The sequence below is a fragment of the Chryseobacterium sp. AG363 genome (genome assembly GCF_003610675.1).
GTDB classification, from domain to species: domain Bacteria; phylum Bacteroidota; class Bacteroidia; order Flavobacteriales; family Weeksellaceae; genus Chryseobacterium; species Chryseobacterium cucumeris.
The window spans coordinates 1,998,557-2,018,349 of record NZ_RAQF01000002.1 but is presented as its reverse complement, the minus strand read 5'-3'; the positions used below and the strand labels follow the sequence as shown (position 1 = coordinate 2,018,349).

Sequence of the window (19,793 nt, the reverse complement as noted above, 5' to 3'; positions counted from 1 at the left end):
ATAAAAACAAACAAATAAAATATTATGAAAACAATGATTAAATCAGCTACTGTACTTTTTGCAGCAGTGACGCTTTCCGTAAACGCTTTTGCACAGGAAACTAAAAAACCTGCCAGCCCTCCGGCTACTGCTACAGGAAAAATTAAAGATGCAAACATTACAATTGCCTATAGCAGTCCTTCAGTAAAAGGACGTACAATCTGGGGTGGTTTGGAAGCTTATGATAAAGTTTGGCGTGCAGGTGCTAATGAAGCCACTACTTTCGAAACGGATAAAGATATTACCGTTCAGGGTAAAAAACTGCCTGCAGGTAAATACAGCTTTTTCTTAATCCCTAAACAAAGCGGAACCTGGACTGCGATTTTTAACAAGGAGCCAAAACAATGGGGTGCTTATAAATACGAACAATCTAAAGATGCTTTACGTGTTGATGTAAAAACAAAGGCTTTGCCGGCAACACAGGAAACTTTAGTTTATAAAATAAACAATAATGGATTTACAATGGATTGGGATAAAATCTCAGTGCCTGTAGAGATCAAATAAATGTAAGTATAAGAAATGAAAATCCCGGATTAACCGGGATTTTTTGTTTGTCATTTTGATATTGTATCCAAGATTACTGTCATTACATCGAAAAAAGTGTAATTTATTTTTGAGCAGTCAAAAGTTGGTTGATTTTCAAAATCATTTCCTTAGCATTCTGATTGGTCGGATCAAGTTCCAATGATTTCTGATAGTCGTTTTTTGACAATGTATATTCTTTTTTGTTAAAATAAGCTTCACCACGACTGTCATATACATTTCCTGACGTTGGAAATTCATTGACATTTAAGTTAAAAATCTTAAGTGCTGCCTCTGATTGGTTGTCTCTTAGCAATTCATAGCCAAGTTCGTTGAGTTCGTTTTCATTGGAGAAGTTGTAGCCATTGGGATTATTCTTTTTCAGTTCCTGGTACAATGCAATTCCTTTGTCAATATTTTTTAAACATTCCTTTCTGATGGTTAAGGCAATGGATTCTTTTTGAGGCTCAATGGGATAATTTTTCCATTGGTTCAAACTGGCAATACTTAAAAGAATTTCATCGATGAGTTTGAAATTATTGCCGTTAGTCATTACAACCAGACCGTTTCCGTCTTCAACACTTCCAATATAGTAACACGCAAAACCTTCATTCCCACCACTGTGTCCGAAATATTTTGTGCCTTTGAAATCATTCAGAAACACGCCGTAATTATTTTCAATTCTCTTTACAGACATTTCCTTTGATAAAACTTTATTCGATTTGCCTGCAAATGACAATTGGGTTTCGATGATATATTTTGCCAGATCATTGGGGTTGGTCCATAAACCGGCTGCTGCTTTTTCAGGATAAATATGATATTTACCTTTTACTTCCTTTCCGTTAACATAAGCCGTTGCCAGTAATTTTTCTTTATCTGAAGAAGGCGGTTGATTATAAGAACTTTCATTCATCCCTAAAGGGGTCAAAACATTTTTCAACATATAATCTTCATACTTTTCTCCTGTAGTATTTTCAAGGATTAATTGTGAAATGGTTGTTCCCCCTCCTGAATATTGAAATTTAAGGTTGGGCTCAAACACAGACCGCACCGCAGGAGAATTGGCAGGTTTTTGTCCATCGAGAATTTGTAGGAGAGTAGGTAATTCTTTCCCTCTTTGATAGCCTCCGAAACCATGAACGGATAAACCTGCTTTATGGCTTAACAGATTAGCAAGGGAAATTTTTTTGCCTTTTGAAACCGAGTCGTATGGAAATTTCCAGGTTTTTAAATACTTATTGATGTCATTGTCCAAGTTTAATTTTCCTTGTTCAACCAATTTTAAAAGACCGAGACTGTTGATAGACTTGCTAATAGATGCGGCCTGAAACAGCGTTTGCTGAGTTGCTTTTCTGTTTTCAGCAACATCTGCATAGCCATACGCTTTTATCCATTCTATCTTATAATCTTTTATGACCGCAATGCTTACTGCATTCATGTTGTAGAAAGCCATTCTTTCTTTTAGCGTCCACTTTTTTGTTTTCGATGTATCCCAGCTCAGCAGATTATCTTCGAATGATTTTATTTTATCCTTCACACTTTGGGCGAAAATATTCAATGATAAAGAAAGCAGTAGGATGAGGTGTATTTTTTTCATTTAGAAATATTGAATTGGTTATGTATGTAATAAGACAATTCAAAAGAAGATGTTGTTACATTTTGTACTTGTTTTACTTTTCCGTTTGCCTCTCCATTTTTTCTGTCATTTCTTCGTTCCCCCAAGACCTATTGCTTTTTTATAATAATCTAATGCTACATCATATTGCTGATTGGTATAATACACTTCTCCCAGACTATCCAATAGACTATTTTGTCTTGTATAAAAAAAGGGGAATCATTTTCGATTCCCCTTTTATATTTTATATTAAGCCTCAATAAATTCCAAAAGATCTTTATTAATGGTTTCGTGCTCCGTAGTAGGCATTCCGTGAGGGAAACCCGGGTACGTAATCAGTTTTCCGTTTTTCAACAGTTTTGCAGATTTAATGGCAGAGTTTTCGATGGGAACAATTTGATCATCTTCTCCGTGAAGAACCAAAACAGGAATATCTACAGCTTTTAAATCTTCAGTAAAGTCAGTCTCGGAAAATGCTTTGATTCCGTCATAATGTGCCACGATTCCGCCCATCATTCCTTGTCTCCACCAGTTTCTCTGTACTCCGTCTTTTACATTAGCTCCTTCTCTGTTGTATCCGTAGAAGGGGAAAGTCAAATCAAAATAAAACTGGTTTCTGTTATTCAAAGTCTGTTCTCTGATTCCATCAAAAACTTCCATCGGAACACCGTCAGGGTTGTTTTCACTTTTTACCATTACTGGTGGAACGGCGCTGATTAAAACTGCTTTTTTGGCTCTTCCGTTAGAATATTTATGAACGTAACGGATCACTTCACCCCCTCCTGTAGAGTGACCAATGTGAACGACATCTTTCAGATCAAGGAATTCAACCAATTCTGCAGCGTCAGAAGCATATTGCTCGATGGTGTGATTGTAAATATTCTGGCTGGAACGACCGTGGCCTCTTCTGTCGTGTGAAATTACTCTGTACCCTCTCTGAAGGAAGAAAATTACCTGTGCATCCCAATCGTCTGATGATAATGGCCATCCGTGGTGAAACATTAATACTGGCCCTTCTCCCTGGTCTTTATAAAAAATCTCTGTTCCGTCTTTTAATTGTAATGTGCTCATTGTTTTGAATTTTTAATGTTGGGTTAATTTATTTGATAAGTATTTGTTTTCTTATTTCTTTAGCAAATGTATGGTGGATAAAGCAGATAGAAATTAATCTAGTTTAATTTCGTGCATTTTTATAATTTTTTTTTATTCTGATAGTTATTTTTATCTTCCACTCGCCCCACTTATCATGCTGCTTTCAAAATCTGTATCTACTTTCTCTTCCAAAGTAACGCAGCCACCTAATTTTTTTATGATTGTAAAAAAACATGAAATTCTAGAAAGAATGATCGAAAACAATGGAGGTTGAAAAGGGAAAATACAACATGATGAAAGAGTTTGTCTGGGGTATGTCAAAGAAAATGAAGCAGATATTATTTTGCTTGGTTCAGGATTGTAAAAAAGTTTGAAAATGAGATTTAAAAAAAATGTAAAAATATAAACCGAAAATATGAAGATAATTGATCATTACGGCTGTGGCAGAGGGCTTCCGGAGATTGAAATTTACACACTTTTGCCTAATTTGCAGCTGTAAAATAAATTTATGTTTCAAAATATTATCAAAAACATCTCACGATTTGTTACTTTAACAGAAGAAGAGGAAAACATTTATGAAGGTTTGCTCACACTTCAGAAGTACCCGAAGAAAACACACCTTCTGCGTGAAGGAGAAATTTGTCAGTTTGAAGGTTTTATAAAGCAGGGCTGTACACGAACATATTATCTTGATGAAAACGGTTTTGAAGTGACTCTTCTGTTTGCTGTTGAAGATTGGTGGATTACGGATATTGATTCTTTTAATAATAAAACGCCTTCGAAGATTTTTATAGAAGCCCTGGAAGATACCGAAATTTATATTTTGAATCCGGAAACCAAAGAGGAATTACTGCAGAAGGTTCCGAAGTTTGAAAGAGCATTCCGGCTGATGATGCAGCGGTATGTGGTGACGCTTCAAAATCGCCTTATCAATACAATTTCTCAACCTGCCACTGACCGTTACCTGGAATTTATCAGAGTTTATCCTACCATCCCGCAGCGTGTAGCGCAGTATTATATTGCATCATACCTTGGCGTTTCTAAAGAGTTTGTGAGTACAATTCGAAAACGTTTAGCTAATAAAGAAAAACAGAAACAATAAGCAGAAAATTTTCCTTTCCCGAGGTGAAAACGAAAATTCTAAGAATTTTTAGGGTGGTTTATACAAAATGTGTAAATCACTTTTTTATTGAGAATACAAGAAAAAGTCATTTATTAAACCAGTTCAATTTCTGAGATTTTTATCAGGTCTATATTTGCTTTATTAATTTAAACAATAAGAAAATGTTACAGGAAAACAAAACAGCAGAAGGCTTGGGAATGCCTTGGGAAGATATCTACGGATATGCACAGGCGGTAAAAAAAGGAAATACCGTTTGGATTTCAGGTCAGTTGGGTCACAACAAGAAAGGCGAATTGGCAGAAGGAATGGAAGCACAAATGAAACAAACTTATGCAAACATCAAAGAATTATTATCAAGGTATGATATGACGATGGAAAATGTGGTGGAAGAAGTGATCTATGCAATGGATATGACGACGGCTTTTGAGGCGAGGAAAAATTTCAAAACAGAATTTTATGATAACCCTAAAGCTGTTGCCAGTACTATGGTTGGAGTAAGCGGACTTGCATTGCCTGAACAGCTTGTTGAAATTAAAGTTATAGCAACTGTATGATTTTGTAGACTTTAAGAGGAAAAGAAGATGAAAACGGATGCGGATTGATAAAACTGATTTATTGTAATATTGATGAGGTTTTCAGATAAAAAATCAGAGCAGAAATAATCTGCTCTGATTGTATTTTTTACTTACTGATAAATGCCTTCTAAAAACAGCATATACCTTCCGGGTTGAAATTCTCCATATGAAAACAGACAGATCACATCATTCTTTTTCAGATAATGAACTTCTAATCCTTCTTCAGATACGTATTTTTCAATAAAAGTATTTTTTACATTAAATTTATTTTCTCTGACGATGGTTTCAAAGCTTTCATCATCTATTTCTTTTTTTAAATCTCTTAACGGACTGTTGTAAAAATCAATCAATTTGATTTTCTGATTTTCAATTTCAAAAATTTCTTTTAGGCATTCTTGTTCATCGCCATCAAATAATTTTTGCCTGGTTATTTCGTTTTTTCTGATCATATTTTTTTAGTTTAGATTTAATATATTAATTTACTAAAGGATATGTTCTTTAAGCTTCAATTTAAAATTATTGTGCTTCTGAAATCAATTTTTCTATTAACTTCCAATCTACATTTTCATCAAAATGATCCCAATCTGAAATTTGGTTTGGTCTGTTTTCAGGGGGTAAAGGAGATACGTAAAATATACATCGGTAAGCAGTTTCCCTAATATTAACTTCAGTATTTTTATTTTCGAGAATTGAATAAAGTGTTTTCATAACTGATGCTTTATTCTGTTTACGATATGTGTTTGCCCAACTGATCAGGGCATCTGATCGTACGTCATCGTCTTTATCATAAGAAAACATTTCCCATGCTTTATCTCTAAATTCTTCCATTCCCCAATAAAAGCACAAAACTCTGATGGATGCACTGCGTGCTTGCTCGTTGGGATCGTCGCATATTTTTACAATCGTATTCTTTAACTGATTTTTTTCCTGAGGTGTCCAAGAATATTTTTTTCCGCAATCTATTAACAAATCATATAATTCGTTTCCGTCTGATTCATTTTCAAGTAATTGCTGCATTTCTTTTACATTCATGATATTTGTAATTAATTTTTTATTGTTTTATTTATTTCTTCTTTTAATTTACTTAAATCTTTTAGTAAATCTTCAAATTCCTGATAGTTTAATGGGTTTTTAGACATCTGGCTTTTTAAAGCTTTCGTAGCATTTATAATACTGTTCATTGCTTGTTCATTTTCAGCCAGATGATCATAAGGAATTCCATTTGAATCTAAAATTTGCTCTCCTCTTTTCTCCTTAATTACAGCAGCTAAATCATCTGGTGTTAGATTTTTTTTAATACTGTTCCGAGCTTTTTCAAGCTTTCTCTTTAAATCCTGCAAATGATGAGAAAAATCCAAATCTCTCCATTTCTTTAAGAAATTATTTCTATAGTTCTGCCAATCAATTACTCTTTGCAGTTCTTCGGGAGTAAGCGGAGGTTTGTTTTTTCCTGTTGAAGTCAATTGGTCCTCTGGATATCCTGTGGTTTTTACTTTTTCAACCTGAACTACCTCTTCCTTGCTATTGATTGGTGTACTTTCTTCTCCTAAGTCTTTAATTCCTGATGTATGTTCACCTTCTGTAATAACTTTTGACTCAGCTAAAGTAGTGTTTTTTGATGTTTTAGCGATAGGTTTTATATATCCTTCTTTTATTAAATCATTGATAGATACCGGAAGTTCATATTGAATACCTCCGCCTTTTTCTCCAAACCAAGGAATGATTTCCCCTTCACTGACTAGAGGTATGTCTTTCAGAACTTTATACCTTGTATATGGTTTACTATCTGTCCCTTTAGATAAAGCTCTGTCTGTATAAGGAGTACCATCTTTTCCTGCAAAGGTTCCTTTATCCTGGAAAACTCCATTTTCATCGATCCATCCGCCGTATCTGTCAAAAATAGTTCCTTCTTTTAAGGTAACCTCTATGGTACCTGTTGCCCCACGGTTCGGAGGCCAGTTTTCATTGAGATTCTTATCCGTAAACAATTGTTCTAATTGTTTCCAGTTTTTATTTTTAAATAAATTATAAGCCTGTTTTGCGATTTCATCAGATGGGAAACCGGTTTCAACGGATTTCAGGAACTGATTAAAATCGGGTTGTTTATAAGTATTCTCCAGAGCGTGTACTGCCGGTCTATTGGTGGCTGTATTATTAGGTGTTTTTCCGCCCGTTAAATTCTCAGGCGTATCAATAAACTCACTATGCTGCTCCGGATTGTAAGGTTTTTTTGAGGTTTGCCTTTTTACCTTTGGCAGTTTCTCTAATTCTCCTCCTTTTAAGTTTTTACTGCTTAGCATGACCAATCCTGCAGTTAATGTCAGCTGTCCTAAAATTTTAACAATCGCATCTATTTTTTCTGCAGTAGTTAAGTTTTTATTATCATGGATATCTTGTATGCTTTCCAAGCCATCAACTGTAATCATCACTGCAGCAGTGCCATTAAGGGCAAAATCAGTTAAAATGATATACTGCATCCCTGTTGATGATATTTTTATAATAGAGGAAGCCTTAGCGATGCTGGACAATGAGCCTGCCATTCCTAAAAAGCTGGAAGCTATCATAATGACATCTAAAGTCAGGGTTTCATTGGTCAATGTTCCTTTTTGTACTTTATCAATAATGCTGGCAGTTCCGGAAGTGGCACCTGTGGCACCTGCAGCTATAAATAAGTAAGGAGCAATAGGTGCTGCCGGCGTAAATGAAGCAACCAATCCTGCTACTGCGAAACCTAAAGAAGCCCAACCCGCTCCCGTGGAAAGCGATTCCATGAACGATGCTCCATTAGTAGTGAAATTCCCTTTTAGAGTAGGATAACCTAATCTATTGGACGGAATTTCATAAGCCAGAATCCCATCCGGATAGGTGTTTCTGCTGTCAAATTCTTCAAATAAATCTTTTAAATTATTTCCTTCATAAGTACGCTGATGCTGTACACCTGGAGTAAGATCTGTTAATACATAATTGCCCGGATTCTTTTTGCTTTTTCCTATAAACAAATTGAGAGACAAGGTTTCTGTTGTTTCCTCATTGATGGCTACGGCATTAATAGCTAATGCTGTTTGGGGAGCAATGGTATTAAAGCTTTTGTCAATGTTTTTCTTATAGTCTCGTATGTTTTTTAGAGCCTGATAATCATCCTTGGGTAAGATAACCTGTCGGTAAGATGCTTCCTGTCCTGTCAGATTATTATTTTTGTCTAATACCAGACAATGAATGGTATAAACTCCTGTTAGTGAGTTTACAAAAGTAGCTGTTGTCTGAGCCGAATTCATATTCCAGCCATCACGGCCAAAGTATTCTCCTCTTTTATAACCGTAGACATCCGCATTTTTAGCATATTCTACTCCCATTTCTTTTGGAGTATTGATTTCAGCAAACCAGAAATAATGATGATCTTTAGGAATAGGCCGTCCTTTAATCGAATAATACAAACGTGGAATATGATTAGGAGAAACACTTCCAACTTCTTCAGGGTTTTTAGATTCGGATTTAATAAAGAAATTTGGATTGCTTTTCTGCTCTTCAGCTGCTCCTTTCGAAAGATTGAACTCAATAAAAGCTACCTGTTGTCTGAAATCTGAATAATTTTGAATTTTATTATTTTTCAAATCACCCGCTGCCGCCTCTTCAAGGGTCTTAACCTGATATTCTTTGGTATAAGCTCTGAATTCCTTTGTTAGGGTATTTTCTATGATGAAGACAAATGTAAAGTTCCCTGATTCATGGGTATTGATTGAAAACTGGCTGATTGCCGTTCCATCCTGTCTGAATGTTTTAGTGTCCTTTCTAAAAGGGTATTCAAACAGGTTGTATACTCTGCCGTTATTCCGGATCAATACTTTTCGGACAACTTCAGGAACTTTTGGTTTGTTTCCTTCAGCATACATAACAGGAGTTTCATATTGATAGGTACAATCAAACTCTATAGGTTGTCCTTCTATGGCATACTTTGTCTTAGGTTTAATCCATGATCCTTTACCTGTGACCACAACTTCCTGCAGCAGCTCACCTTCAGGATGTGCCGGCTCTGGCTCCAGCACTGGTTGTGGCTCTTCATAGTTTGCATATAATAACCGGATTGCTTTAAATAAGTCTTTGTTGCCTAATTCTTCATATAAATCCTGTACTAAACCTACTTTTCTTTTAGGTTTATATGTTGCGTCATAATATTGAATAAGCTCGTATCTTTCTTCATAGGAAAGTTTTTCTAAAGCCATAAAAACTTTATCTTCATCAGTTCCTGCAAAAATCCCCATTGTTCTGTGCTCAAAGGCTTCGTACAGCATTTTTGCACGTTCAGAAACAGGAAGTCCAACTTCTTTCCGACTGTTTAATAAATTCAATGCTTCATTCATTTTCAGCAAGGTTTCTCTATTAAGAGTACCGGAAGTATTAATATTATTTTTGCGTTGAAAGTTGATAATTCCAGTTTTGGTTTCGTTCCAGAAAAGATTCTTATTTTCAGGAGTTTGATGTCCTAATTTATTAAGGGCGTTATGAAGCGTTGAGATATGCTGCCCTTTGTCAAATAATTGAATAACAGAGGCATTTTTTTCTACTTTATTGAATGCTCTGTTTTTAAAAGGTTCATATGTTATTTGGGTACTTTCTGCTTTAGCGAGAGATATTTTGCTGTCCTGATCGGTGATTTGCTCATGCTTATCTTTATCCTCTTTACTATTGGTGTTTTGCTTCCCGGACCTGCCAGCCCTGGGTGCAAATGTCTTTTTGTGTCTGCTCATGTTATTGGTTATTAGATGAGTTTTTTATTCTTGTTTTTGTACAAATGGGCTGAGACGGGATTGATTTTTTCCAAAAGCCTTTTCGTTTTCTATCATTAAATAGGTGCTTATTAATGAATAGGTAATGCAGGTTTCATTACGGTCATGCAATGCCATCGCTACATTTTTCATAATGTTTCGGATGTTAGCCCCCGTATAAGTGTATTCTTTGGTCAAATGTTGCAAAAGATCATTACTTTCAAAAGTTATGTTTTTAGGCAAATAATGCTCCCACAGGGCTTTTCTGGTTGTTTCTGTAGGGCGTATTACATTGACGGAAACATCTATACGGCGCTTGAAAGCGTCATCCATATTGTTTTCAAAATTGGAGGCCAGAATTGTTAGTCCGTCAAATTTTTCTATTCGCTGCAATAAATAGGAGACTTCCTGGTTGGCGTAGCGGTCATGGGCATCTTTTACATCAGAACGTTTCCCAAACAAAGCGTCAGCTTCGTCAAAAAATAGCATACAGTTTTTACCCTGCAGTCTGTTGAATAACACTTCAAGATTTTTCTCCGTTTCACCAATGTATTTGCTCACAACCTGTGAGAGATCTACATGGTACATATCAATACCATAAGTGTTGGCAAGAATTCCGGCAAGCATTGTTTTTCCCGTTCCCGGCGTACCGTAGAATAAAGCAATAAAGCCTGGTTTAAAGCTATGCTCATTGGTTTTGAAAAAGCCGTTTTCCAATGCTTTTATATAATGTCCGATGGGTTTTATCTGTTCACGGACATTATCTTCCAAAATAATATCTTCCATGGTGAGATCAGATTTGTAAAGCCTGCCGGGAAAGTAAGAACCATGATCCAGTTGTGGTTTCTGCCCTGATAAGAAATAATTCAGATAAGCGGTATCCAATTCAATTTTTCCATGAATAAATTCTGTTGAAGAACGATTGTAAATAATATCATTTTTCAAGAGTACACTACCATTGACGAGTTGTGCACCATACTGAGACCACAGTGATAAATCTTTACCCGCCAGCAAAAAAAGAGCGGTTTGAAATGTTGGTTTAAAACTGCGGCTGATTCTATCATATTCACCACCTGCTTCAATAGCAAAAGCATTGCTGCTTTCTTCTATCTGTACAAATGTTTTCAGGACGGACGGATAATGAGCCGAAGCAATGCCCAGCGCTAAGATGATTCTGTCCAGAACAGTAAGCTGGTGTTTTTCTATTGTAACAGAATAGGGAGATTGGTCGTCTGATTCCGGAGTTTCAGGTATTTCGTAGCCCATATTCAACTCGGTCTCATCTTCCAGAAACAATTCTTTGCATCGTTTTTCAATAAGCGATTGCAGCCATTTCATTTCTTCATTTAAAGAGTTATGATTGACAGGGTTGGCTTGAAATAAAGGATTGGTTATTTCTGTTTTTTCATTAATAGTGGTTTTTATTAATGGTGAATGTTCATGGTTATTAGGAGATTTCATAATCTTATTTTGAATTAATAGGGTTGCAGTGAGGGTATTGCTGATGTAAAATCAGCAACTTCAGAGTATTTGGAAAGCTTTAGAGTATTTAGAAAATGTAACCTGTTATTACCAGCTTACGAATATGAATTTTTTCTGCCAGGGGAGTTTTAGGAGACCAATTCCCCAGGAAAGTTTTTCAAGAAGAATATCCTGTGTCTTTCGTTCTACAATAAGAGTATCATCTGAGTCCGTGATGACTAATTTTCCTGTACGCTGGAAGAACTCATTTTGTAGTAATGCAACAGATGATTTTTTCATGGGAGCCCAGTTGTGCTGTACACTTTCTATAACTTTTTTGGCCTGCGATTTATGCTTCCGTGAAAGTTTAATATGTCTGTTAATCGTTTGATGTATAGGAATATTGCACAGGAATTTTTCAAAAATCATGTCATATTCAGGAGCATTTGTTTTTCCGGTGGCAATATAATGCAATAGATGGGCACACAATTCCGGATCAATGAGCTGCTGGGTTTTGACATTCAGGAGTTCACAATGTTCAAACAGAGGTCTGATGAATGGATGGATCAAAATAAGCCCCGCATTTTGAATATATTGTCCCTCGTTCTGATTTACATCTTCCTGAATGATTGCATTTTTTTGCTGAATGGTTTCTATTGAGGTTCCTGCATTTTCAGGTTGACCCGCTGCATTCGTTCTGATGTTTTCAGAAATTTCATTTTCTGTAATAAAAGGGAATATCTTAACTATTGTTTTCCTGTTCTGATGATTGTTTGTTGTTGATAAACCAATCTGTTCTATTGTTGAAATTGCTTGTAAAAGATACTCCCGGGGCTGATTATCAGATGTATTCAGATACTCCGATATGACACTGAAGACCAAATTCCATATTGCATTTCTATCCACATGGCTCAGCTTCGATAAACGACGTATTGTACCAGGCTCCAGGTTGATGGTCAGTTTCTTATTTTTCAAAACTGCCAGACATAATTGTGCAATTTGTTCATTGGAAAACTGATTGATAAGTCGGTTTCGGACATTTTCTTTTGATAAAGCAGATATGATACTTTTTTGAAAGCCGGCGACCGAAATAAGGCGATCAAAAACGGCTGGTTCCAAAACAGACATCGCATTGCTCTCCGAACTCCACCAGGGCATCGTTCCTTTTTCTAAAAAATAGATCAATGCTTTGAGCATCTTTTCCTGATGGTCTATCAGATAGGATTTAGCATCACTTTCTGTTACCTGATGGGGAGTTTCAACGGGTTTGGTAATTTCCGACAATTCATCTTTAAAGAGTTCAGCTATTTGACCTTTTAACTCCGTATTTAATGCGCTGCTTGTTACTTCCACATTTAATTCTAAACGGGGAATCTGCAGGGTATGACCAGCCAGCTTATCTTCTAAAGCCTTAATATGTTTTTCTATTTCCGGGAAAACATCAATAGACAAAAAGCTGTTAATATCGTCTTTTATACGAAGAGCCTTTTCCTTGTTGTTGACGGTAATTTCAAGAAAAACTTTCTGAATGATATGATTTTGCTTCACATTAAATAGGTTTAAATGATACAATATTGAGAAACATCGGACAGTTCTACTTTTTGTCGAATTCTCCACCCCAGAAACCTGCAGGACAAAGACTGAATCTTGATCTCTGCTTGGCACTCAATCTGCATCCGCAGCCTCTTACAAATCCATCTTTTGGACCATCTATTACTTCCAGAGTCTCTGGATTAAGCCATTTCATTGCGTTGCAATTGTTACCGTTTTTTAGAGGGCATGCATTACAAATTTCTTCCCTTAAAGAGAAAATAGCTTCTTCATTTTGATCTGCCATACCCAATTTGGAACGTAGTTCATTAAAATGACCGCCAATGATTTCATTGCGTTTACTGAAAAGATTTTTAATGTTCATATGATTAATGTTTTTAAAATTATTGGGTCAAAATTAGAAAGAAGAGATCCTATTTTTCGAATTATAAGGCCGCTCTATTCTGTCTTTGCAGTAAAAGACAAAATCATATTCTAAGGATGCGGATTTATACCTTTTGGAAATTACCGGATGCAGAAAAGCTGATCTTTCTCATCAGGAAAGCCTATGTTTTTTGGTGAACTTATACTTTAGAAAATCAATCACCATATTCGAATACGTACCATTCAAAAAATGCGAAACCACTAAAAACAACTATTTCATTAAGGCATAATCTTAGGTTGAAATACAATGGACTTTTTAAACAGAATAAAAGCTCAGTTGGCAGACTGAAATTGACCATCATTAAAGGATAAAAATCTTCAGGTTAGAATTTTATTTTTAAATGTCGTTTTTAACGCATTTATCTTCAGTGAATTAATGGTGTTGTTTTTAGTTTTCTTTGATAAGAATTAAAATCCTATTTACTGCAAAGACTGTATTGAGCGCCCAAAATATTTGTCTTTTGACGGGGGGTGATTGTATGTTTGCACCATAATAATTAAGAACAGAAATTATGATTAATAAAGTATTAACAGTTTTAAAAAATCAGCTAAATGCTCCGGATGGTTTATGGGATCCTAACGTTCCTGGTGAGATTGAAATTGCTATCGTTGATGACATCGCAAAACATGATGAAAACACTGAAGGACTTAGTAACAAAGTAGTAATTAGTCTGCTCAATATTGAGGAAGAATCAACATTGAAAAACAGATCAAGGTATCAGCCGGTTGTAGTGGAAAACAATCCGGTCCGATATGATAAGGAAAGTACTCCTGCCTACTTAAATCTATATGTAATGATTGCTGCCAACAGAAGTACGTACAGCAAATCTTTACTGAGTATTTCAAAAGTTATTGAGATATTTCAGGCTAAGAATGTTCTGGAGTATGTTGACCTTGAGCCTGAAAATAATTTCAGCTTCAGAATTGAACTGCATTCCATTCCCTTTGAACAGCTAAGTTACGTATGGGGCTTATTAGGCGGAAAAATAATGCCTTCCGCTTTATATAAAATCAGTGTGATAAAAATTGCAGCTAAGGAGGTAGTTCCTGTTAAATTAATTAATGACATTAATATACAGAGTATTAAAGTTGATTAATCATAAAAGTAAAAAACTAAAAAACTAAAAACTAATAACCCTTTAAACTTTTGAACATGTTAAATCCAGCAACACCAGGTGTTTCTGTTGAAGAAATTACGAAACTTCCATACTCAGTTGCCTACATAGAAACTGCTATGCCAGTATTTATCGGGTATACCGAATTACTCCCTGTTGGGTATAATGAGCCATTCATCATCCGTTCTCTTTTAGAATATGAGCAATATTTTGGAAAAGCAAAAGAAGAGAATATCCAGCTACAGGATGTAGAAGGCAAAGGAGCAACTATTGTAGCACCTCAGGTACAATTTTTAATGTATTATTCGCTGCAAATGTATTTTGCCAATGGCGGAGGACCGTGTTATATCATTTCCGTAGGGGATTATACATCAGTACAAGTACAATTATCCTCATTGGAAGCGGGACTGGCTAAAATCGATCATAAAAAAATTAAAGAACCGATTCTTATTATTTTCCCTGATGCTATTTCGCTTACCAATGAATCTGAGTTTTATAGCATTTACAATCAGGCTATTGATAAAGCTAAAGATGAGACTAAAAACAGATTTGTTATACTGGATACCTATTACGGAAATTCTGTGATCCAATCAGACAATCTTACCACGATTGAATCTTTTAGAAATAAAGTAAACCCAACCAACCATGCAGCCGCTTACTTTCCTCACTTAAAAACCATTTTGAATTATACTTTTGATGAAACCAAAACACCTATAGTACATGCCCGTTTACAAAAAGCAGGACAAGGAAGTGCTCTTTTTTACGCTGGGGAGACTGCTGCTTTAGATGAATTAAAAAGTTTGGCGAGTGCCGAAATCTCAACCGGATCTGCGGATGCTTACGTCCTTGCCGATTTATTAGGGCAGGCTATTGCGATAGCAGAAGAAGTGAATGAAAATGCAGATGCAGGTGATAAAAAAAATGCTTTAACCGTAGCAATTTCTGAGGCACAGATTGTATTAGAAGCCATTTATGACGGAACAATAGATGATTTTATGATCCCTGATGGCTCAGATGAAAATGCACCTGGTTTCACCGGAGAGTTTACTGATTTAAAAACGGCAATTCTCGGGGTAAAAGACGAAAAAGGAGATGCAGATGGGATTACCCTTAAAAATCTGGAATCATCCAATTCGGCATTATATAATCAGGTGAAAAAAGAAATGCAGTCGTTAAAAGTTGTTTTACCGCCATCATCAGCAATAGCAGGAGTATATGGCAGAATAGACAGCACAAGAGGAGTGTGGAAAGCTCCGGCAAATATCAATATCAGCCATGTTATTACTCCGACAGAAAAAATTTCAGATCAGGAACAGGCTGCTTTAAATATAGATGCTTTCGGGAAATCCATCAATGCGATCAGAACATTTACAGGAAAAGGTACCTTAATCTGGGGAGCCAGAACGCTTGAAGGAAAAGATAAAAATGATGAAGGGAAAGATAACGAATGGAAGTATGTACATGTACGCCGCTATTATAATATGATCAGGCAATCGGTCAACGATGCCCTCAACAAGTTTATGAATGAGCCTAATATCCCTCACACATGGTTACGGGCAAAAACAATGCTGGAAAATTTTCTTAACCAGCAATGGATGGAAGGTGCATTGGCAGGAAGTACTCCGAAAGAAGCTTATGAAGTAACAGTGAAAGGAGTAGAAGGAACTACTATAATGAATGTAGACCTTAAAATAGCATTAGTGCGTCCTGCAGAATTTATTGTACTCAACTTCTCGCACAAATTACAACAGTTCTAGAAAGATAAAATCAATAAATCAATCACGAATAAATACCCGAAGTTTTACTTCGAGGAATAATTAATATTAACGTAAAATTTTTTAAAATGAATTACAAAACCCCTGGAGTTTACGTGGAGGAACAAGGAAAATTTCCCCCTTCCGTAGCGCAAGTTGAAACGGCTATCCCTGCTTTTATTGGGTATACAGCGGATGGACCGAAAAATAAACCAACAAGAATTGCTTCGATGTTGGAGTATGAAGAAATTTTTGGAAAAGCAAACCCTGAAATCTTCGCTGTAGCTTTCAAAGATGGTGTTGCAACAGCAATTCCAACTAAGGTAAGCGACTTTAAAATGTATTATGCCATGCAGATGTATTTTGCCAATGGTGGAGGTCCTTGTTATATTGTTTCTGTAGGAGATTATAAAAGTCCAGAGGCTGTAGGTGCTCCTACACCGGCAGAAGCTTTTTTATCAGGTCTTGAATTACTAAAAAAAGAAGACGAACCTACCCTGATCGTTTTCCCGGATCTTCAAAGTTTAGCTCCTTCTGCTGCTGATGTTGCTGATGCTCAGTCTGTTGTTGCTAAAACGGTATATGCTAAAAATATTGCCTCTGCCGCTAAAAGTATTGCAGGTGTGGTTGCAGATGCTGTTGCAGGGGCTAATGTAGACGCTGCAGTTGCTGCTGCAGTTGCTAAGGCAGCTGAGTTTAATGTTGCTAATCCTAACGATTTACAGGTTGCTGGTGCTAAGGGTGGTCAGGCTGTTGTAGCCGCAGTTAAGGTAGCTGCTGCTGTTGCTAATGCTACGGTTGCTACGGTTAAGGCTGCTGCTCAGGCTGTTGCTACTGCTCTTGAAACAGATTTTACTACAGCTTCTACTATGGAGACTGATGCTCTTGCTGCCAGCAGTCTTGTTACTTCCAGAGCGGGTAATTCTGTTGCTATCGGCAAAATCTATGCTTTGTATAATAAGGCTTTAGATCAGGCAGAATTATTAAAAGACAGATTCGTTATTATGGATATTCTTCAAGACGCTGCCGCTTTTAGAGACAAAGTAACTTCTACAGGTCTGAAATATGGTGCGGCTTATTATCCAAAACTGAAGACTGTTTTAAGCTATGATTTCAAAGATGCTGATATTTCAGTTACCGGTGCATCTGGTATTACAACTTTAGCAGAATTGAAGATTGCTAATTCTGAAATGTATAATCAGGCTAAACAAGCAATTGAGTCTGCGTCAGTAGTACTGGCACCGTCATCTGCAATTGCAGGAGTTTATGCTAAAGTAGACAGTACTTCCGGAGTATGGAAATCACCGGCTAATTTAGGGCTTAGCCTGGTAGATGTACCCGCTGTAAAAATCTCCAACAAAGAACAGGAGCTGCTTAATGTAGATGCTACCTCAGGAAAATCAATCAACGCGATCAGAACTTTTGCAGGAAAAGGAACATTAGTCTGGGGGGCAAGAACATTAGACGGAAACAGCAATGAATGGAGATATGTATCTGTACGCAGATTTTTCAACATGGTAGAAGAGTCTGTGAAGAAAGCTACAGAACGTTTCGTCTTTGAACCGAATACTGCCAATACATGGACTCGTGTACAGACTATGATCGAGAATTTTCTTGATCAGCAGTGGAGAGATGGTGCATTAGCAGGAAGCAAGCCGGAAGAAGCTTATTACGTAAGTGTTGGTCTGCACAAAACAATGTCGGCTCAGGATATTTTAGAAGGAAGAATGAACATTGAAATCGGTATGGCTGCAGTTCGTCCTGCTGAATTTATCGTCCTCAATTTTTCACACAAATTACAGGAAGCATAAAATCAATTAAATAACAATTAAAATTAAAAATAAATTATGAGTACATATCCATTAGTAAAGTTTGCCTTTGAAGTAGATTGGGGCGGAACAAAAGTAGGTTTTCAGGAAGTCAGCGGTTTAAATGTTGAAGCAGCTTTAATTGAATACAGACATGGCGCAAGTCCTGACTTCAGTAAAATTAAGATGCCTGGAATGAAAACTTTCAGTAACATCACTTTAAAAAGAGGAACTTTCAAAACTGATAACGAATATTTCGATTGGTTCCAAAGTATTCAGCTAAGTACAGTAGAGCGTAGATCTATCACGATTTCCCTTTTAGATGAAACAGGAGCTCCTGCAGTAACGTGGAAAGTGAAAAATGCATTCCCACTTAAATTGCAATCAACAGACTTGAAAGCTGAAGGGAATGAGGTGGCTATTGAAACACTGGAAATTGCCCACGAAGGATTAACTATTGAAAATAACTAATATTAACTTTAAATTTTTAACAAATGAATTACAAAACACCTGGAGTTTACGTAGAAGAAATTGCGAAATTCCCACCCTCTGTAGCACAAGTAGAAACGGCTATCCCTGCTTTTATCGGACATACGGATAAAGGACCAAGAAATGAACCGACAAGAATCTCTTCTATGTTGGAATATGAAACCATTTTTGGAGGAGCAAAAAATGAAAAAACAGCGATCTCTATTTCGATTGAAGATACTGTGGTAACGGCAAAAGTAGACAACGCCAAACTAAGTCCTTATAAAATGCATTATGCGATGCAAATGTACTTTGCCAATGGTGGAGGCCCATGTTATGTCGTTTCAGTGGCAGATTATGATAAAACTCCTGCCTTAGGAACAGAAACACTTGCCGGCGGTTTATGGTTCGGATTAAAATCATTGGAAAAAGAAGACGAACCAACGCTTATTGTTTTCCCGGATGCTGAAGTTCTAGGAGCAGATGCTTATAAACTTTACAATAAAGCGTTGGATCAGGCAGAAGACTTGAAAGACAGATTCGTTATTATGGATGTTTTTGAAGATGCTGCTGCCTTTAGAGCCGGAGTAAATGCTACAGGATTAAAATATGGAGCTGCATATTATCCAAAATTAGAAACAGTGTTAAGCTATAGCTTTGCTGATAAAGACGTTAAAATCGATAGCTATAAAGAAATCAATGCTGCAGGAGCACTTGTAGACGTTACAATGCCTCAGAATGAAAACAATTTAGCATGGTTGAAATCAAAAAGTTCAGCATTATACAATCAGGCTCAGACAGTCATTGCCTCTAAAAGAGTGGTACTGACTCCATCTTCATCAATGGCTGGGATTTATGCTAAAGTAGACAGTACTTCCGGAGTATGGAAAGCACCTGCCAACTTAGCAATCAGCAATGTACTGGCACCTGTAGCGAAAATTTCTCATGAAGAGCAAGAAGGATTGAACGTAGATGCGGTAGCAGGAAAATCAATCAACGCGATCAGAACTTTTACCGGAAAAGGAACATTAGTCTGGGGAGCAAGAACGTTAGACGGAAACAGTAACGAATGGAAATATGTACCTGTACGTAGATTCTTCAACATGGTAGAAGAGTCTGTGAAGAAAGCTACAGAACGTTTCGTTTTTGAACCGAATACTGCCAATACATGGGTTCGTGTACAGGCTATGATTGAGAATTTCCTTGATCAGCAGTGGAGAGATGGTGCATTAGCAGGAAGCAAGCCGGAAGAAGCTTATTACGTAAGCGTTGGTCTGCACAAAACAATGTCGGCTCAGGATATTTTAGAAGGAAGAATGAACATCGAAATCGGTATGGCTGCAGTACGTCCTGCTGAATTTATCGTGTTACGTTTTTCACACAAATTACAGGAAGCATAAAATCAATTAAATAACAATTAAAATTAAAAATAAATTATGAGTACATATCCATTAGTAAAGTTTGCCTTTGAAGTAGATTGGGGT

The 19,793-nt window shown here is 36.5% G+C and carries 16 protein-coding genes; 8 read left to right on the top strand and 8 right to left on the bottom strand.

Translation table 11 applies throughout. The annotated features are described in order from the left end of the window. The first annotated feature begins 24 nt into the window (after positions 1-24). On the top strand, positions 25-543 hold the full coding sequence (locus tag DEU39_RS09210; RefSeq protein WP_062671916.1) for a DUF2911 domain-containing protein: 519 nt from the start codon (positions 25-27) through the stop codon (positions 541-543). A gap of 103 nt (positions 544-646) precedes the next feature. Here DEU39_RS09210 and DEU39_RS09205 read toward each other — a convergent pair whose 3' ends face one another. Together DEU39_RS09205 and DEU39_RS09200 are read right to left on the bottom strand one after the other, a co-directional pair. Beyond that, positions 647-2,158, bottom strand: coding sequence for a serine hydrolase domain-containing protein (locus DEU39_RS09205; protein ID WP_120231712.1), 1,512 nt, complete (start codon positions 2,156-2,158; stop codon positions 647-649). A gap of 267 nt (positions 2,159-2,425) precedes the next feature. Next, positions 2,426-3,247, bottom strand: coding sequence for an alpha/beta fold hydrolase (locus DEU39_RS09200; protein ID WP_062671912.1), 822 nt, complete (start codon positions 3,245-3,247; stop codon positions 2,426-2,428). Between the two features lie 529 nt (positions 3,248-3,776). Between DEU39_RS09200 and DEU39_RS09195 the strand changes: the two genes are divergently transcribed. Together DEU39_RS09195 and DEU39_RS09190 are read left to right on the top strand one after the other, a co-directional pair. After that, positions 3,777-4,370 carry a Crp/Fnr family transcriptional regulator gene (locus DEU39_RS09195; RefSeq protein WP_062671909.1) on the top strand — a complete coding sequence of 198 codons (594 nt, stop codon included), beginning with the start codon at positions 3,777-3,779 and terminating at the stop codon, positions 4,368-4,370. A gap of 182 nt (positions 4,371-4,552) precedes the next feature. Next, the gene (locus DEU39_RS09190) at positions 4,553-4,945 is read left to right on the top strand and encodes a Rid family hydrolase (RefSeq protein WP_120231711.1); all 393 of its coding nucleotides are present in this window, start codon (positions 4,553-4,555) and stop codon (positions 4,943-4,945) included. A 131-nt stretch (positions 4,946-5,076) separates the two neighbouring features. Here DEU39_RS09190 and DEU39_RS09185 read toward each other — a convergent pair whose 3' ends face one another. The 6 genes from DEU39_RS09185 to DEU39_RS09160 form a co-directional block, all read right to left on the bottom strand. Further along, positions 5,077-5,415 carry a hypothetical protein gene (locus DEU39_RS09185; protein ID WP_120231710.1) on the bottom strand — a complete coding sequence of 113 codons (339 nt, stop codon included), beginning with the start codon at positions 5,413-5,415 and terminating at the stop codon, positions 5,077-5,079. Between the two features lie 67 nt (positions 5,416-5,482). After that, entirely contained in the window at positions 5,483-5,998 is a 516-nt protein-coding gene (locus DEU39_RS09180; RefSeq protein ID WP_120231709.1) for a hypothetical protein, read from the bottom strand. A gap of 11 nt (positions 5,999-6,009) precedes the next feature. Beyond that, a complete protein-coding gene (locus DEU39_RS09175) occupies positions 6,010-9,711 on the bottom strand; it encodes a TNT domain-containing protein (protein ID WP_120231708.1) in 3,702 nt (1,233 codons plus the stop codon). 24 nt (positions 9,712-9,735) lie between these two features. Further along, positions 9,736-11,190 (bottom strand): ATP-binding protein, encoded by a 1,455-nt coding sequence (locus tag DEU39_RS09170; protein ID WP_120231707.1) that lies wholly within the window; start codon positions 11,188-11,190, stop codon positions 9,736-9,738. Positions 11,191-11,298: 108 nt separating this feature from the next. Further along, complete coding sequence (locus DEU39_RS09165) at positions 11,299-12,738, bottom strand: contractile injection system tape measure protein (RefSeq protein ID WP_120231706.1); 1,440 nt, start codon at positions 12,736-12,738, stop codon at positions 11,299-11,301. 46 nt (positions 12,739-12,784) lie between these two features. Beyond that, positions 12,785-13,105, bottom strand: coding sequence for a hypothetical protein (locus DEU39_RS09160; RefSeq protein WP_062671646.1), 321 nt, complete (start codon positions 13,103-13,105; stop codon positions 12,785-12,787). A gap of 571 nt (positions 13,106-13,676) precedes the next feature. Here DEU39_RS09160 and DEU39_RS09155 point away from each other — a divergent pair. From DEU39_RS09155 to DEU39_RS09135, 5 genes are all read left to right on the top strand, one after another. Beyond that, entirely contained in the window at positions 13,677-14,261 is a 585-nt protein-coding gene (locus DEU39_RS09155) for a DUF4255 domain-containing protein (protein WP_062671648.1), read from the top strand. 56 nt (positions 14,262-14,317) lie between these two features. Then, complete coding sequence (locus tag DEU39_RS09150; RefSeq protein ID WP_120231705.1) at positions 14,318-16,036, top strand: phage tail sheath family protein; 1,719 nt, start codon at positions 14,318-14,320, stop codon at positions 16,034-16,036. Between the two features lie 86 nt (positions 16,037-16,122). Next, positions 16,123-17,844, top strand: coding sequence for a phage tail sheath family protein (locus DEU39_RS24695; protein ID WP_120231704.1), 1,722 nt, complete (start codon positions 16,123-16,125; stop codon positions 17,842-17,844). 36 nt (positions 17,845-17,880) lie between these two features. Further along, positions 17,881-18,312, top strand: coding sequence for a phage tail protein (locus tag DEU39_RS09140; RefSeq protein ID WP_034699490.1), 432 nt, complete (start codon positions 17,881-17,883; stop codon positions 18,310-18,312). 23 nt (positions 18,313-18,335) lie between these two features. After that, on the top strand, positions 18,336-19,709 hold the full coding sequence (locus DEU39_RS09135; protein WP_120231703.1) for a phage tail sheath family protein: 1,374 nt from the start codon (positions 18,336-18,338) through the stop codon (positions 19,707-19,709). The last annotated feature ends 84 nt before the right edge of the window (positions 19,710-19,793 follow it).

Excerpts from the sequence above, each read along its gene's own strand:
- DEU39_RS09210 (WP_062671916.1), top strand. The coding sequence starts at position 25 with ATGAAAACAATGATTAAATCAGCTACTGTACTTTTTGCAGCAGTGACG.
- DEU39_RS09205 (WP_120231712.1), bottom strand. The coding sequence starts at position 2,158 with ATGAAAAAAATACACCTCATCCTACTGCTTTCTTTATCATTGAATATT.
- DEU39_RS09200 (WP_062671912.1), bottom strand. The coding sequence starts at position 3,247 with ATGAGCACATTACAATTAAAAGACGGAACAGAGATTTTTTATAAAGAC.
- DEU39_RS09195 (WP_062671909.1), top strand. The coding sequence starts at position 3,777 with ATGTTTCAAAATATTATCAAAAACATCTCACGATTTGTTACTTTAACA.
- DEU39_RS09190 (WP_120231711.1), top strand. The coding sequence starts at position 4,553 with ATGTTACAGGAAAACAAAACAGCAGAAGGCTTGGGAATGCCTTGGGAA.
- DEU39_RS09185 (WP_120231710.1), bottom strand. The coding sequence starts at position 5,415 with ATGATCAGAAAAAACGAAATAACCAGGCAAAAATTATTTGATGGCGAT.
- DEU39_RS09180 (WP_120231709.1), bottom strand. The coding sequence starts at position 5,998 with ATGAATGTAAAAGAAATGCAGCAATTACTTGAAAATGAATCAGACGGA.
- DEU39_RS09175 (WP_120231708.1), bottom strand. The coding sequence starts at position 9,711 with ATGAGCAGACACAAAAAGACATTTGCACCCAGGGCTGGCAGGTCCGGG.
- DEU39_RS09170 (WP_120231707.1), bottom strand. The coding sequence starts at position 11,190 with ATGAAATCTCCTAATAACCATGAACATTCACCATTAATAAAAACCACT.
- DEU39_RS09160 (WP_062671646.1), bottom strand. The coding sequence starts at position 13,105 with ATGAACATTAAAAATCTTTTCAGTAAACGCAATGAAATCATTGGCGGT.
- DEU39_RS09155 (WP_062671648.1), top strand. The coding sequence starts at position 13,677 with ATGATTAATAAAGTATTAACAGTTTTAAAAAATCAGCTAAATGCTCCG.
- DEU39_RS09150 (WP_120231705.1), top strand. The coding sequence starts at position 14,318 with ATGTTAAATCCAGCAACACCAGGTGTTTCTGTTGAAGAAATTACGAAA.
- DEU39_RS24695 (WP_120231704.1), top strand. The coding sequence starts at position 16,123 with ATGAATTACAAAACCCCTGGAGTTTACGTGGAGGAACAAGGAAAATTT.
- DEU39_RS09140 (WP_034699490.1), top strand. The coding sequence starts at position 17,881 with ATGAGTACATATCCATTAGTAAAGTTTGCCTTTGAAGTAGATTGGGGC.
- DEU39_RS09135 (WP_120231703.1), top strand. The coding sequence starts at position 18,336 with ATGAATTACAAAACACCTGGAGTTTACGTAGAAGAAATTGCGAAATTC.